The sequence below is a fragment of the Mycobacterium sp. D16Q13 genome, from assembly GCF_002013375.1.
In the GTDB taxonomy this organism is placed as follows: domain Bacteria; phylum Actinomycetota; class Actinomycetes; order Mycobacteriales; family Mycobacteriaceae; genus Mycobacterium.
This window is the reverse complement of the sequence record NZ_MAEW01000012.1, coordinates 1-14,623: the sequence shown is the minus strand read 5'-3', so window position 1 is coordinate 14,623 and position 14,623 is coordinate 1. Positions and strand designations below refer to the sequence as shown.

General features: G+C 64.2%; 16 protein-coding genes. 12 read left to right on the top strand and 4 right to left on the bottom strand.

What is annotated here, in order from left to right:
* Positions 1-2 precede the first annotated feature (2 nt).
* A complete protein-coding gene (gene pptT, locus B4400_RS14670) occupies positions 3-644 on the top strand; it encodes a 4'-phosphopantetheinyl transferase PptT (protein ID WP_170915018.1) in 642 nt (213 codons plus the stop codon).
* Positions 641-1,537: a tRNA pseudouridine(55) synthase TruB gene (gene truB, locus B4400_RS14665; protein ID WP_078311027.1), complete on the top strand. Its 897-nt coding sequence runs from the start codon at positions 641-643 to the stop codon at positions 1,535-1,537. Before pptT ends, truB begins: the two co-directional genes overlap by 4 nt.
* A gap of 3 nt (positions 1,538-1,540) precedes the next feature.
* Here truB and B4400_RS14660 read toward each other — a convergent pair whose 3' ends face one another.
* Together B4400_RS14660 and mntR are read right to left on the bottom strand one after the other, a co-directional pair.
* On the bottom strand, positions 1,541-2,113 hold the full coding sequence (locus B4400_RS14660; RefSeq protein ID WP_070952683.1) for a DUF4262 domain-containing protein: 573 nt from the start codon (positions 2,111-2,113) through the stop codon (positions 1,541-1,543).
* 1 nt (position 2,114) lies between these two features.
* Positions 2,115-2,837, bottom strand: coding sequence for a manganese-binding transcriptional regulator MntR (gene mntR / locus B4400_RS14655; protein ID WP_078311026.1), 723 nt, complete (start codon positions 2,835-2,837; stop codon positions 2,115-2,117).
* A gap of 77 nt (positions 2,838-2,914) precedes the next feature.
* On the opposite strand from mntR, the gene B4400_RS14650 reads away from it, so the two are divergent.
* The 3 genes from B4400_RS14650 (at position 2,915) to lppU (ending at position 4,767) form a co-directional block, all read left to right on the top strand.
* Complete coding sequence (locus B4400_RS14650; protein ID WP_078311025.1) at positions 2,915-3,877, top strand: bifunctional riboflavin kinase/FAD synthetase; 963 nt, start codon at positions 2,915-2,917, stop codon at positions 3,875-3,877.
* Positions 3,878-3,970: 93 nt separating this feature from the next.
* Positions 3,971-4,240, top strand: coding sequence for a 30S ribosomal protein S15 (gene rpsO, locus B4400_RS14645; protein ID WP_030093922.1), 270 nt, complete (start codon positions 3,971-3,973; stop codon positions 4,238-4,240).
* 17 nt (positions 4,241-4,257) lie between these two features.
* Positions 4,258-4,767: an LppU family putative lipoprotein gene (lppU, locus tag B4400_RS14640; protein ID WP_078311149.1), complete on the top strand. Its 510-nt coding sequence runs from the start codon at positions 4,258-4,260 to the stop codon at positions 4,765-4,767.
* A 48-nt stretch (positions 4,768-4,815) separates the two neighbouring features.
* Here the strand turns inward: lppU and B4400_RS25050 are convergent, their stop codons facing one another.
* Positions 4,816-4,995: a hypothetical protein gene (locus B4400_RS25050; RefSeq protein WP_078311024.1), complete on the bottom strand. Its 180-nt coding sequence runs from the start codon at positions 4,993-4,995 to the stop codon at positions 4,816-4,818.
* Positions 4,996-5,053: 58 nt separating this feature from the next.
* Here B4400_RS25050 and B4400_RS14630 point away from each other — a divergent pair, with 58 nt between their 5' ends.
* The 6 genes from B4400_RS14630 (at position 5,054) to B4400_RS14605 (ending at position 12,931) form a co-directional block, all read left to right on the top strand.
* On the top strand, positions 5,054-7,321 hold the full coding sequence (locus tag B4400_RS14630; protein WP_070952686.1) for a polyribonucleotide nucleotidyltransferase: 2,268 nt from the start codon (positions 5,054-5,056) through the stop codon (positions 7,319-7,321).
* On the top strand, positions 7,305-8,618 hold the full coding sequence (locus B4400_RS14625) for a M16 family metallopeptidase (RefSeq protein WP_212566653.1): 1,314 nt from the start codon (positions 7,305-7,307) through the stop codon (positions 8,616-8,618). Before B4400_RS14630 ends, B4400_RS14625 begins: the two co-directional genes overlap by 17 nt.
* A 29-nt stretch (positions 8,619-8,647) precedes the next feature.
* Complete coding sequence (locus B4400_RS14620) at positions 8,648-9,424, top strand: DUF2182 domain-containing protein (protein ID WP_078311022.1); 777 nt, start codon at positions 8,648-8,650, stop codon at positions 9,422-9,424.
* 9 nt (positions 9,425-9,433) lie between these two features.
* Entirely contained in the window at positions 9,434-10,255 is an 822-nt protein-coding gene (locus B4400_RS14615; protein WP_078311021.1) for an SDR family oxidoreductase, read from the top strand.
* Between the two features lie 136 nt (positions 10,256-10,391).
* A complete protein-coding gene (locus B4400_RS14610) occupies positions 10,392-11,909 on the top strand; it encodes a flavin-containing monooxygenase (RefSeq protein WP_078311020.1) in 1,518 nt (505 codons plus the stop codon).
* Complete coding sequence (locus B4400_RS14605; RefSeq protein WP_078311019.1) at positions 11,906-12,931, top strand: hypothetical protein; 1,026 nt, start codon at positions 11,906-11,908, stop codon at positions 12,929-12,931. Before B4400_RS14610 ends, B4400_RS14605 begins: the two co-directional genes overlap by 4 nt.
* Positions 12,932-13,004: 73 nt before the next feature.
* Here B4400_RS14605 and ald read toward each other — a convergent pair whose 3' ends face one another.
* The gene (ald, locus tag B4400_RS14600) at positions 13,005-14,120 is read right to left on the bottom strand and encodes an alanine dehydrogenase (RefSeq protein WP_078311018.1); all 1,116 of its coding nucleotides are present in this window, start codon (positions 14,118-14,120) and stop codon (positions 13,005-13,007) included.
* Positions 14,121-14,217: 97 nt separating this feature from the next.
* Between ald and aldR the strand changes: the two genes are divergently transcribed.
* On the top strand, positions 14,218-14,623 hold a 406-nt coding region (aldR, locus tag B4400_RS14595), incomplete at its 3' end, for an HTH-type transcriptional regulator AldR (RefSeq protein ID WP_078356027.1).

The following is a 14,623-nucleotide window of genomic DNA, read 5'->3' as shown; positions in this document are numbered from 1 at the left end:
AGTTGATCGCCTCGGTGGTTCCCGATGTGCTGTCCTCGGCCGAACTGTATGAGGATCCGCCCGGGTTGGCGCCGCTGCCCGAGGAGGAGCCACTGATCGCCAAATCGGTGGCCAAACGGCGCAATGAGTTCATCACCGTCCGGCACTGTGCGCGGCAGGCCCTGTCTGTGCTCGGCGTTCCCGAAGTCCCGATCCTCAAGGGAGACAAGGGGCAGCCGCTGTGGCCCAACGGGGTGGTGGGAAGCATGACGCACACGGAGGGATTCCGTGGCGCGGTGGTGGGACGTGTTGGGGAGGTGCGTTCGGTCGGGATCGACGCCGAACCGCACGACGTGCTGCCCAACGGTGTGCTCAAGTCGATTACCCTGCCGGTCGAGCGCGATGAGCTGGCGGCATTGCCCGGTGGTACGCACTGGGACCGATTGCTGTTCTGCGCCAAGGAAACGACGTACAAGGCGTGGTTCCCGCTGACAACTCGCTGGCTTGGCTTTGAGGACGCTCACATCACCCTCGACCCCGATGGGACGTTCACCTCGCGAATCTTGATAGATGGCAAGGCCAATGACGGCAGCGTATTGTCGGTGTTCGACGGGCGCTGGATCATTGACAAGGGCCTGATCTTGACCGCGATCGTGGTGCCGTGACCGATCCCTTGGGTCGCGCGGGCCTCGTGATTGTGGACAAGCCCGCCGGGATGACGAGCCATGACGTGGTATCTCGGTGCCGGAGGCTGTTTTCCACCCGCAAGGTGGGGCATGCGGGGACTCTCGATCCGATGGCCACGGGGGTGCTGGTGATCGGTATCGAACGTGCTACCAAGATCATGGGACTGCTGACGCTGACGACCAAGTCGTATGCGGCCACTATCCGTCTTGGGCAGAGCACCAGCACCGATGACGCCGAAGGCGAGGTGTTACACACGGTTTCGGCGTCCCGGGTGACCGATGAAGATATTGAGGCGGCCGTGGCCCCGCTGCGTGGGGATATCGAACAGGTGCCGTCCTCGGTGAGCGCGATCAAGGTCAACGGACAGCGTGCTTACAAGCTGGCGCGGGAGGGGCAGTCGGTTGAGCTGGCAGCCCGGCCGGTGACCATCTCGAGGTTCGACGTGCTGGCGGTGCGCCGGCCGGCGGATGGGTATGTCGATGTGGACGTGGAAGTTGATTGCTCCTCGGGCACGTACATCCGGGCACTGGCCCGCGATGCGGGTGCCTCGCTGGGCGTGGGTGGGCATCTGACGGCATTGCGCCGCACCAGGGTTGGCGATTTCACATTGGAGCGTGCGCGCACGCTCGAGGAGCTGGCCGAGGACGCGACGTTGACCCTGGATCTGGACACCGCGTGCCGGGAGGGGTTCCCCCGGCGCGATCTGGATGCGGCGGAGGTCGACTCGGTGCGCAATGGGCGCCCGTTGTCGGCTGCCGGTATCGAGGGCACCTACGCCGCGGTGGATTCCGGCAATCGGGTCATTGCGTTATTGGCGGACAAAGGCTCTCGGACCACGTCGGTCGTGGTCCTGCGCCCGGCGAATCTGTAGCGGTCAGTCGATCGGACGGATCCACCGGCTCGGCGGGTGCAACTCCCTGGGCATCCACATCAGCGGCTGCCGATCGGCGAAATGCGGATCAAACTCGGGATTCCCCGGGAATCGGCCCTCGCCATCGGGCCAGAGGACCTGCAGGTACCGCACGTGGTTGGTCCGGTTGAACCACAGTCCGAACCCGAATTCGTTGTGGTACCAACTCGGATCGATGGGGGAGAGCTTCACCTGGTAGTCATCCACCTCGGGTAGGGCGAGGACATCCTCGAATGTCTCTCCGACCTGCAGAACCCGCCCTTCCTGAGCCTGTTTGGCAACCGCGTTGAGAGCGCGCTGCATCATCGTGATGTCGTTGACTCCGTAGATCGCCAGCTCGGGTAGCCGCATGGTGTGCCACAGCCCGACGGTGTAGGCGAACGGCGGGCTTTCCTCCGACGATGTGGGTCCGATTCCCAGTGCACTCCAACCGTATTCGGTGACACTGCCGATGATGTCACGATCGCTGTCGTTGTAGTCATGGCGATCGCCGTAGTCGACGCACAGTAGGCACTCACACGCCGCGTGGTCGGTCATTTCAGTCGAGTACGACCCAAATTGATTGCGCTGCAGGATTTCCCAGCTCTAGCTTCTTCTCGCCGCCGTCTGATCTGTCGCTATCAATCGACACCGAGATGGTTCCGGCGAAGTCCCGCCGCTCGTCGACCGTCACGCGGGCATCCAGTGCCACGCCGACGGTGTCGAAGTAGCGCAGCATCTCCGGATCTGAGTCGGAGATCCGGGCCACCACGCCGGTATCGCCGTTGGCGCAGTCCGACAGCTGGCGGGCCGGGGGAGTGGGCACCTGCCCGTCAGGGCCGGGAATCGGATCGCCATGGGGATCGCGCGTGGGGTGACCGAGCTTGGCGTCGATCTTGGCCAGCAGCAGATCGGAGACCGCGTGCTCGAGCACCTCGGCCTCGTCGTGCACCTCGTCCCAGCCGTAGCCGAGCTCGTTGACCAGATATGTCTCCAGCAGCCGGTGCCGGCGCACCATGAGTACGGCCGCCTTGCGGCCCTGGCCCGTCAGGGTCACGGCGCCGTACTTCTCGTGATCCACCAGACCTTGGTCGGCCAGCTTGCGGATCGATTCGGATGCGGTGCTCGCCGACACGCCCATGCGTTCGGCGAGCATCTTGGTGCTCACCTTCTCGCGGGACCACTCCTGGGCGGTCCAGATCACCTTGAGGTAGTCCTGGGCCACCGTCGTCAGGTCGATATCGGTGGATCCGGCGGGCCGATCGGATCGAGTGGGGCTCACGGTGCTCAGCCTAACCAGGCAGCGACGACGGAAAGCCAAGTCGGCCTTCCCGCATCTTCCGAAGTAGGCTTTAGGCCGTGCAACGCTGGCGCGGGCAAGACGAAATTCCGTCCGACTGGGGTCGGTGCGTCCTGACCATCGGCGTGTTCGACGGTGTACACCGCGGCCACGCGGAACTCATCGGGCGCGCGGTGAAGGCCGCACGCGAACTCAACCTCAAGAGCGTCCTGATGACGTTCGATCCGCACCCGATGGAAGTCGTGTTTCCCGGGACTCATCCGGCCCAGCTCACGACCCTGACCCGGCGTGCTGAGCTGGCAGAGGAACTGGGTGTCGACGTTTTCCTGGTGGTGCCCTTTACCCCCGAATTCATGAAGCTCTCGCCCGAGCGATACGTGCATGAGCTGCTGGTCGAGCGTCTGCACGTGGCTGAGGTGGTGGTCGGGGAGAACTTCACCTTCGGGAAGAAGGCCGCCGGTAACGTCCACATGCTCAAGAAGGCAGGCGAGCGATTCGGTTTCAAGGTCGACGCCGTGTCGCTCGTGACCGAACACGCGGTCACGTTCTCCTCGACCTACATCCGGTCCTGTGTCGACGCCGGCGACATGGTGGCGGCCACCGAAGCCCTCGGCCGCCCCCACCGAGTGGAAGGCGTCGTGGTCCGTGGCGACGGGCGGGGCCGGGAACTGGGGTTCCCTACCGCCAACGTGGCGCCGCCGATGTTCGCCGCCATTCCCGCCGACGGCGTGTACGCGGCGTGGTTCACGCTGTTGGGGCATGGTCCCACCATGGGCACTGTGGTCCCCGGTGAGCGGTACCAGGCGGCGGTCTCGGTGGGCAGCAACCCGACGTTCTCCGGCAAGGCCCGCACCGTCGAGGCGTTCATCATGGACACCGCGGCAGACCTGTACGGCCAGCATGTGGCCGTCGATTTCGTGGCACGGGTGCGCAGCATGGAGAAGTTCGCTTCGGTGGATGAGCTCGTGGACGAAATGGGTCGCGATGCCCAGAAGGCCCGCACGATTTTGGCGCGAGGCTAACCCGCCGGTACACTTCAACACCGGTGTGAGCTGCAGTTCGCGGTGGCCCACCAGAAACATTCGACGCGAACCCCAGTGATGGAGAAGCTTGCCGTGGCATTGACTACCGAGCAGAAGAAAGAAATTCTCACCCAGTATGGGCTACACGAGACCGACACCGGTTCTCCCGAGGCCCAGGTCGCGATGCTGACCAAGCGCATCGTCGATCTGACCGAGCACCTCAAGACTCACAAGCACGACCACCACAGCCGTCGTGGTCTGCTGCTGCTGGTCGGCCGTCGCCGCCGCCTGCTCAAGTACATCGCCAAGGTCGACGTCGCGCGCTACCGCTCGCTGATCGAGCGCCTGGGCCTGCGCCGCTGACTTTGGCTTCTCCTCGACTGGGTCGCTCTGGAACCTCAGGTGCGATATCCATCGCCCTTGTCGCTGTCGGTGCGGCCTTGCTGTCGGCGTGTTCGTCGATATCGGCCGCTACCGATGGCCTGGCCGTCGGCGACTGCGTCAACCTCAGCGGTTCCGATCAGCACGCCAAGATGGTCAAGGAGCCGTGTGGCAGTCCCAAGTCCAATTTCAAGGTCTTCGCCAAGACCGAGACGGATGCGGACTGTCCGCGTGATGCGGACTCGTCGTACTACGCCAAGCGCGGTTTCGGCCGCAAAAGCCAGGCCCTGTGTCTGGACATCGACTGGGTTGTCGGCAGCTGCATGAGCGTCCCCGACAAGTGGGACGGCGACCCCGTGCGGGTTGACTGCAATGACGGCAACGCTCAGAACAAGAAACGCGTCACCCAAGTTCTTCGGGATGTCTCGACGGCCGATGAGTGCATCACCGGACTTGGCTACCCCTATGTCGATCGCAACTTCACCGTGTGTGTGGAGGAACTGCCCTGATCAGGGTGCGTGGCCGCAAACGCCGCAGGTGATAGGGTGTGTGCGTTGTCATGCTGGTCCCGCCGGGTAACGGGCGGTCTTCGGTAGTGGCTGCCGGGTTCGGAGTTTGTGCTCTTCGCACAAGCGGATCATCGATCCCCGGCCGCTTCGATCGAACGGCCGTGGCCGATCACCTTCCGGGTCCACTTCGCGCTGGTACGTCCGCGCGCTGACCGCGTGATGGCACATATGCCCAATACAGCCACGTGCTGCCAACTGAGAACGTATGAGAGGTATTCCAGAACCCATGTCTGCTACAGAAATTGAAGAAGGCGTCTTCGAGTCCACCGCGACCATCGACAACGGCACCTTCGGCACCCGCACCATTCGCTTCGAGACCGGGCGGCTGGCCCAGCAGGCCGCCGGCTCCGTCGTCGCGTACCTGGATGACGAGACCATGCTGCTGTCGGCCACCACCGCTAGCAAGAGCCCCAAGGACCATTTCGACTTCTTCCCGCTGACCATTGACGTCGAGGAGCGGATGTACGCCGCGGGTCGCATCCCCGGCTCGTTCTTCCGCCGCGAGGGACGTCCCTCCACCGACGCCATCCTGACCTGTCGTCTCATCGACCGGCCGCTGCGCCCGACCTTCGTCAGCGGGCTGCGCAACGAAATTCAGGTCGTGGTGACGGTGCTGAGCCTGAACCCCGCCGACCTGTACGACGTACTGGCGATCAACGCCGCATCCGCGTCCACCCAGATCGCCGGACTGCCGTTCACCGGCCCCGTCGGCGGTGTCCGCGTGGCCCTGATCGAGGGCCAGTGGGTCGCGTTCCCGACTGTCGAGCAGCTGGAGACCGCCGTCTTCGACATGGTGGTCGCCGGTCGCAAGACGGCCGACGATGTCGCCATCATGATGGTCGAAGCGGAGGCCACCGATAACGTCATCGCGCTCATCGACGGTGGCGCCGGCGCGCCCACCGAGAGCGTGGTCGCCGAGGGCCTTGAGGCCGCCAAGCCGTTCATCGCCGCGCTGTGCACCGCGCAGCAGGAGCTGGCCGAGAAGGCCGCCAAGCCCGTCGGTGAGTACCCCTTGTTCCCCGACTACCAGGACGACGCTTTCGCCGCCGTCGCGGCGGTGGCCACCGAGCCGCTGTCGCAGGCCCTGTCCATCGCGGGCAAGGCCGAGCGCGACGAGAAGACCGACGAGGTCAAGGTCGAGGTTCTCGGCCGTCTGCAGGAGGGCTTCGACGGCCGCGAGAAGGAGATCGGCGCGGCATTCCGCTCGCTCACCAAGAAGCTCGTACGCCAGCGCATCTTGAAGGACCAGTTCCGCATCGACGGCCGCGGTGTCACCGATATTCGCGCCTTGTCGGCCGAGGTCGCCGTGATCCCGCGGGCGCACGGCAGCGCGCTGTTCGAGCGTGGCGAGACCCAGATCATGGGCGTCACCACCCTGGACATGGTCAAGATGGCTCAGCAGATCGACTCGCTGGGGCCGGAAACCTCGAAGCGCTACATGCATCACTACAACTTCCCGCCGTTCTCCACCGGTGAGACCGGACGCGTCGGCTCGCCGAAGCGTCGCGAGATCGGGCATGGCGCGCTCGCTGAGCGTGCGCTCATGCCGGTGCTGCCGAGCGTCGAGGAGTTCCCGTACGCCATCCGCCAGGTCTCGGAGGCGCTGAGCTCCAACGGATCCACCTCGATGGGTTCGGTCTGCGCCTCGACCCTGTCGCTGCTGAATGCCGGTGTGCCGCTGAAGGCCCCCGTTGCCGGTATCGCCATGGGCCTGGTGTCCGACGACATCGAGCTCGCCGATGGCACCACCGAGCGCCGTTTCGTCGCGCTCACCGACATCCTGGGTGCCGAAGATGCCTTCGGCGACATGGACTTCAAGGTCGCCGGTACCAAGGACTTCGTCACGGCTCTGCAGCTGGACACCAAGCTCGACGGCATCCCGTCGCAGGTGCTGGCGGCCGCGCTGTCGCAGGCCAAGGATGCCCGTGCCACCATTCTCGAGGTGATGGCCGAGGCCATCGACGCCCCCGACGAGATGAGCCCCTTCGCGCCGCGCATCACGACGATCAAGGTGCCGGTCGACAAGATCGGTGAGGTGATCGGGCCCAAGGGCAAGATGATCAACTCGATCACCGAGCAGACTGGTGCGAGCATCTCCATTGAGGATGATGGCACCGTGTTCGTGGGCGCCTCCAACGGCGAGGCGGCGCAGGCCGCGATCGACATGATCAACGCGATCGCCAACCCGCAGCTGCCCAAGATTGGTGAGCGTTTCCTCGGAACCGTGGTCAAGACAACCGATTTCGGTGCCTTCGTATCGCTGCTTCCGGGCCGCGACGGACTGGTGCACATCAGCAAGCTCGGTAAGGGCAAGCGGATCGCCAAGGTTGAGGACGTGGTCAAGGTCGGCGACAAGATTCAGGTCGAGATCGCCGATATCGACAACCGCGGCAAGATCTCGCTGGTTCCGGTCGGTGACGATGACGCCGCTGACGCTTCTGCCAGCAGTAACGGTGCGGCCGAGGCCAAGCCGGCAGATGCCGTCGCGGAGTAGCGTTCCCAACGCGGTACGCCGCACGGTCCTTCCTGGTGGTCTCCGAGTGGTCACCGAGGCGATGCCCTCGGTGCGCTCGGCGTCCGTCGGGGTGTGGGTCGACGTCGGGTCCCGCGATGAGGGGCGCAGCGTCGCCGGTGCGGCGCACTTCCTCGAGCACCTGCTGTTCAAGTCCACGCCCACACGGTCGGCGGCCGATATCGCACAGTCGATTGATGCCGTCGGCGGTGAGCTGAACGCATTCACCGCACGCGAACAGACGTGTTACTACGCGCATGTGCTGGACTCCGATCTGGAGCTGGCGATCGATCTGGTCGCCGACGTGGTGTTGCGCGGGCGATGCGCCAGTGAGGACGTCGAGGTCGAGCGCGACGTCGTGCTCGAAGAAATCGCGATGCGCGACGACGACCCTGAGGACCTGCTGGGGGAAGCCTTCCTCGGGGCCCTGTTCGGTGACCATCCGATAGGTCGCAGCGTGCTCGGCAGCTCGGAGTCGATATCGACGATGACGCGGGCACAGTTACATTCGTTTCACGTACGGAGGTATCGGCCCGAACGCATGGTGCTGGCAGTGGCCGGGAACGTCGAGCACGATCGCGTAGTGCGGTTGGCGCGCAAGTACTTCAAGTCGCATCTGGACTCATCGGTCACCACGGTGGCGCCGCGCAAGGGGACCGGCCGAGTTACGGCCACGCCGGGACTGGAATTGGTGTCGCGCGACGGTGAACAGGTGCATCTCTCGCTGGGTGTGCGCACCCCGGGCCGCGGCTGGCAATATCGCTGGGCGCTGTCGGTGCTCAACACCGCCTTGGGCGGTGGACTCAGTTCCCGCTTGTTCCAAGAGATTCGCGAGCAGCGCGGGCTGGTCTACGCGGTCTACTCGACGGTGGATACCTTCTCCGACACTGGTGCGTTGTCGGTGTACGCGGGTTGCTCGCCGGAGCGGTTCGACGAGGTGGCCAAGGTGACATCACAGGTACTGGCATCGGTGGTCGAGGACGGATTTACCGCAGTGGAGATCGATCGGGCTAAGGGTGCCTTGGCCGGTGGACTTGTTCTGGGGCTTGAGGATTCGGCATCCCGCATGAACAGAATGGGACGCAGCGAGCTGAACAACGGTAAGCACCGCACGATTTCTGCGACCCTGGACAAGATCGCCACCGTCACGACCGACGAAGTCAATGGCATCGCGCGTCAGTTACTCAGCAGTCCCGCCGGAGCGGCAGTGGTGGGTCCATACCGTTCCAAGCGGACGTTGCCGCGCTCACTGCGCACGATGATTGAATCCGCAAGCTAGGTGAGCGTCGGCAAGATACTCTCTAGCTGATGGTCGCCAACGCGATCCAGCGCGTCAAGGAACTGGCGGCTGGCAGATACACGGGGATCGCGACCGCGATAATTCTGTTGTCGTGGTTGGGCTTCGCGTTCCTCCCGCAACATGCGGCCAGCCATACGCAAGCTCCTGCCGCCGGGCATATGCCGGGCATGGATCATGCGAACATGGCGCCGATGGCCGCGCCGGTGGTGCATCAGCCGGTGCTGTGGGTCGCGATCGTCTCCTGGATTGTCATGACCATCGCGATGATGGGACCGGCCACTTTGCCCGCGGTTCAGTACGTCCAGCAGAACGGCCCGCAGGGCCGTGGGCGCGCGCTGGCGCTCTACGCGGCGGTGTGGCTCGCGCTGTGGACGGTGGTTGGCCTCCTCATCACTCTCGCGCTGCCCATGGCCGCCACCGCCAACCGATGGTGGATGTTCGCGGGTGTGCTCCTCCTGGCAGCAATCTGGCAGCTCACCCCCTGGAAATGTCGGGCCCTGGGTGACTGTCACCAGTCGGTCCCGCTGCCGCCGGACGGATGGCCGGCGGCCAAAGGCCTCATACGCTTCGGTGTCGTCAGCGGGTGGGCGTGTATCCGGTCCTGCTGGGCCATGATGCTGACGATGGCCGTTGCGCCCTCGGCGCACCTGATCTGGATGGTGCCGTTGACTATCGCGGTCACGTGGGAGCGATTCACCCGGTATCCCCGCCGGACGGCGCGGATTCTTGCGGTCCTTTTTGTCGTCGCGGCCGCCGCAATCGGGATTTTCGCGACCGTCCAATAGGGTTCGGGCATGGATATCAACGGCAGCGTCGCCATTGTCACCGGAGCCGGTTCGGGAATCGGACAGGCTCTCGCCTGGGGTCTGGCGGATGCGGGCGCCAAGGTCGTCGCCTCCGATATCGACGGAGATGCCGCCCTGCGTACCGCCGCGGCGGCATCAGACCCATCGGCCATTCTCGGGCAGCGGGCCGATGCCAGTTCGCTCGCCGATATCGAAGATCTCATTGCCTTGGCGGAGAAGGAGTTCGGCCCTGTCGATGTCTACATCGCCAACGCCGGTATCGCCGGTGGTCTCGGGCTTGATATCGGGGAAGCCGCGTGGGATCTCGCCATCGACGTAAACCTGCGCGCGCACGTCAGGGCCGCCACCGCGCTGGTGCCGGGATGGCTGGAACGCGGACGCGGATATTTTGTGTCGGTCGCGTCTGCGGCCGGGCTACTTACCCAACTCGGCTCACCGGCCTACTCGGTGACCAAACACGCGGCCGTCGGCTTTGCCGAGTGGCTGTCGATTAGCTATGGCGACAAGGGGATCGGGGTGAGTTGCCTGTGTCCGATGGGGGTGAAGACCGCCTTGCTCGACGGTCTCACCGATTCCGACGACCCGGATGTGCGCGTGGCAGGAACATCGATCACCGCCGCCGGGGAGGTGCTGGAGCCGGGAGCCGTCGCGGCGATGACGCTCGACGCAGTTCGTGAGGGAACGTTCCTGGTGCTGCCGCACCCGCAGGTGCTCGATATGTACCGGCAGAAGGGTGCCGATTACGGCCGGTGGATCGCCGGTATGCGCCGCTACCAGCGTGTACTCGAAGAGCAGCTCAAGCCCCAGTAATGCGGACGCGGTCCACCCGGCTGTGATGCAGATCACTTATTTGTCGCTGGTGTGACTGACTCGTCTCTTGTCGTATCGCACCCCCGGCCTGCTAGCGTTGACGTAACTGAGTGATTCGTCAACGAAGAAGATGAGGGTGGTATCCGCACACATGGCAGTCAATAACCCCGTTGACGTTGTGGTCATCGGAGCCGGCATGGCGGGGCTGGGTATGGCCGCCAGATTGCGCCAGGCCCGGGTGGAAAGCCTGCTGATTCTCGAACAAGCGCCTGAGGTTGGTGGTTATTGGCGGCGCAGTACATTCGCTCCCGTCGTCGGTGACGAGCTGGCCGTCCAGCAGTCGTTTGCGTTTTCGCCCAACACGTCCACTCGTTCGGTGTGGGCTACGCGTGACGGCGTTCTGTCGTATCACCACGATCTGATCGCGCGGCATGATCTCGAGCCGGTGCTGCGGCTGCGGCATCGCGTGACGGCACTTGCCTTCGAACCCGCGAAGGCCACCTGGCGCATCACGGTCGCGGGTAAGAAGTCGATCGTCGCGCGACGAGTCATCCTGGCGGTTGGCGCCGGAACATCGCCGGTGGCGCCGGAACTCGAGGGCATCGAGCATTTCGATGGAGCCGTGCTGAGCACCGCGGACTGGGACCCGAACTTCGATTTCACCGGCCGCAATGTCGCGGTGATCGCGGCCGGAGCGAGCACCGTGCATGTGGTGCCCGAACTGGTCAAGAAGGCGGCGCGTGTGCGGGTGTTTCAGCGCACTCCCGACTGGGTGCTGCCACGCTGGGGCGGTGAATCGTCGAGCATGGTTGGGCGCCTGCTCTCGTTGGCATCGGGATCCATCGCGGGACGGGTAGCGGGCCGCCCGCATGAGGCACTACGCCGCGCTCTGGTGTGGCGCGGAGTGGGCACCCGGTTTGTCGAAGCAGTGGCCGAGAACCACCTCAACAGGAATGTGAAGGACCCCTGGCTGCGCCGTAACCTGCTACCGGCCTATCGCGCGGGCAGCCGCCGGATCCTGTTCTCCGATGACTTCTATCCGGCACTGCAGCAAGACAATTGCAAGCTGGTGCCGTGGCCTGTAACCGGGTTGAGCACCGTCGGGGTGCGGTCCGCGGATGCCATGACCCACAAGGCCGACTGTCTGGTCTTCGCGCTCGACGACCCGGAGGTGCTTGTCGAAGCACCCTTCGCCATCAAGGGGGCGGACGGCTCCACGCTGGACGAACAGTGGGGTTCGCGGCCGAAGGCCTTCCGCGGTGTGAACGTGCCGGGATTCCCCAATTTGTTCTTGCTCGCCGGACCCGGTTCCGGGTCCAACGCATTGGCGGGCCTTTCGCATATTGAGGCGCAAATCGACTATGTGACAGCGTCTTTGGCATTGGTTGATTCGTTGGCGTTCGTCTCCATCGAGGTACGCCGAGAGGCGCTCGAACGTGAGCAGGCGCGTGCCGTTCGACGATTCGATCGAACAACGTGGCGTGATGGCGCGTTCCGCTGGTACAAGCCTGAAACTGTCGCCAGCGAGCTCTTCCCAGGTACGACAAGTGAATTCCGGCGTGCGTTGGCCGATGTCGATGCCGCCGACTACAAGATCCTCACCCAGCAGGAACTTGATTCCGTCAATTCCGCGAAGTTAGGGGTAGCCCAATGACCGCCGTACTGCCAGACGAGCTGACCAGAGAGAACACCAAGGACATCTCGAAGAACGACGAGTTCTTTGAGAATGTCCTCGTCAAGATCAAAGCCAGGCAGTGGACACTGGCGGACTTCGACTGGGGCAAGCCCGGGGCCGAGACCATCAACCCTGACCAGTTTGACGATCTCAAGCAGTTCATGTCGGATCTGGTGTGGATTGAGCACATCGGCGGCCGGATGATGGGCACGCTGGGGATCACAGCCCCGAACGACACACTGCGGGAGATCTACAGCTATTTCCACGCCGAGGAACAGCGGCACGCCAATGCCGAGATCGCACTGATGCGCCGGTGGGGCATGCTGGAGGAGGGCGAAGTTCCGCCGCAGTCTGGGGACATCAAGGCCCTGCTGCAGGCGTTGCGCGGGTTCGACAATCTCGGTGACCGGCGTCTCCCGTTCGTCTACATGGCCACCGTCATCCCGTTCTTCGAGGTGGGGCTCGATGGCGCGGTGCTGAAGTTCCTGTCCGGCGAGGTTGAGGATCCGCTGTTCCACGAGGTGTTCGCCAAGATCAACTCGGACGAATCACGGCACTTGGCAATCGGTTTCGCGGTCATGGACATGCTGGGTACTCGCAAGTTCTCCAGGATGCTGGTGGAGGATGTGGCGCCGCTGCTCAAGCCGGTGACGATTGTTCGTGCCGTGGGGTTGGCGAATCCTCACGTCATCCGGTTCGCGGGCTTCCTGACTCGGGTGGGTGATGCCATGCGGAACATGGGTATCGACACGATTCTGATTCAGCGTGCGTTCGATCGCTATGCGGAATCAGGCGGCCGTAAGAGCAGCAATGCCAGCCGGTTGCCGATCTTCCGGGTGCTGAGGTACCCGATCGTCAACAGCACCTACTTCACTGACTTCGATCATCCGCTGCACAAGGTGGGACGCGCGGTGAACAAGTTCAACGACAAAGTGCCGTATCGCAAGAAGATCAAGACGCCGACGTGGACCAACGACCTCACCGCCGAGACCGCGGTGTAGGTAGTGCCCGCCTTCGAGCGACAGTCCCCGGACCGACGTGTCGCTCAGAGGCGGGCACCTCGTAACATGTTCTCTAGGCCAGCAGCCCCGCGGGATCGGTGAAGGGCAGCGCGAGGTCCTCGGCGACATGCGCATTCAGCAGCGCACCCTCATGTGTCGAGAGTCCCTTGGCCAGTGCGGCGTCGTCACGGCAGGCCTGCCGCCAGCCCTTGTCGGCCAGCGCCAGCACGTACGGCATGGTGGCGTTGGTCAAGGCGAAGGTGGATGTCCGGGGCACGGCGCCGGGCATGTTGGCCACGCAGTAGAACACGCTGTCGTGCACCGAGTAGGTCGGCTCGTCGTGGGTGGTGGGGCGCGAGTCGGCGAAGCAGCCGCCCTGATCGATCGCGATGTCCACCAGTACCGAGCCCGGTTTCATCTGGGCCACTAGTGAATTCGATACGAGTGTGGGCGCCTTGGCGCCCGGGATGAGCACGGCGCCGATCACCAGGTCGGCCCGCTTGACGGCACCCTCCAGTTCCAGCGTGGACGAGTACCGGGTGCGGATGGTGCCCCCGAATTCGGCGTCCAGTTCACGCAACTTGTTGAGGTTGACGTCGAAAACCGTGACGTGCGCACCCATTCCGGCGGCGATCCGTGCTGCGTTGTATCCGGCGACACCTCCGCCGATGACGACCACGTCGGCGGGTCCGACACCCGGGACGCCGCCCATCACCAGGCCGCGGCCGCCCACCGGAGCCATCAGGTGGTAGGCGCCTACCTGTGCGGCGAGCCGCCCGGCCACTTCGCTCATCGGGGCCAGCAGGGGGAGTGCGCCGTCGGCGGTCTGCACGGTCTCGTAGGCGATCGCGGTGGTTTCCGACGTCAGTAGTGCTTCCGTGCAGGGCAGCGATGCGGCCAGGTGCAGATAGGTGAAGAGCGTCTGGCCGCGACGCATCAGCGCGTACTCGGGCTCGATCGGTTCCTTGACCTTGAGCAGGAGATCGGCCTCGGCCCAGATCTGTTGGGCGCCGTTGATGACCTGTGCGCCAGCGGCTTTGAAGTCCACATCGGATATCGAGGAGCCTTCGCCCGCACCGGACTGAATGATCACCTCGTGGCCGCGGCGGGTCAGCTCGGCCACACCAGCCGGGGTGGTGGCCACGCGGTACTCGTTGTTCTTGATCTCGGTCGGGATCCCTACGCGCATCAATCTTCTCCTGTTCAGAACTAAGTCTCATGTTCAAGTGTGAAGAAGCGTCGATAAAGGCGCAATATTTATGTGGAAGATTCGGTACATTGCAAAAATGGCCGCAAAATCACCGGAATCCCGGTTCGACATGCCACCCACGCCGAATGATGTTCGGCGCACGGAACTCGATGACGTGGACCGCCGCATTCTGATGGAACTGCACGATGACGCACGAATACCCAACAGCGCACTCGCTGACGCGGTGGGGATCGCGGCGTCCACCTGTCATGGGCGGGTCCGGCGTCTCCAGGAAACCGGGGTGATCCGTGGATTCTTCACCGACGTCGATCCGGCCGCCATCGGCCGGCCGTTGCAAGCGATGATTTCGGTCAGTCTGCAGGCCAACGCACGAGGGAAGATTCGCACGTTTATCCGGGACATCCGTGAGCTGCCTCAGGTCATCGACGTGTACTTCCTGGCGGGTGCCGACGACTACATCCTGCACGTTGCGGCCCGCGACA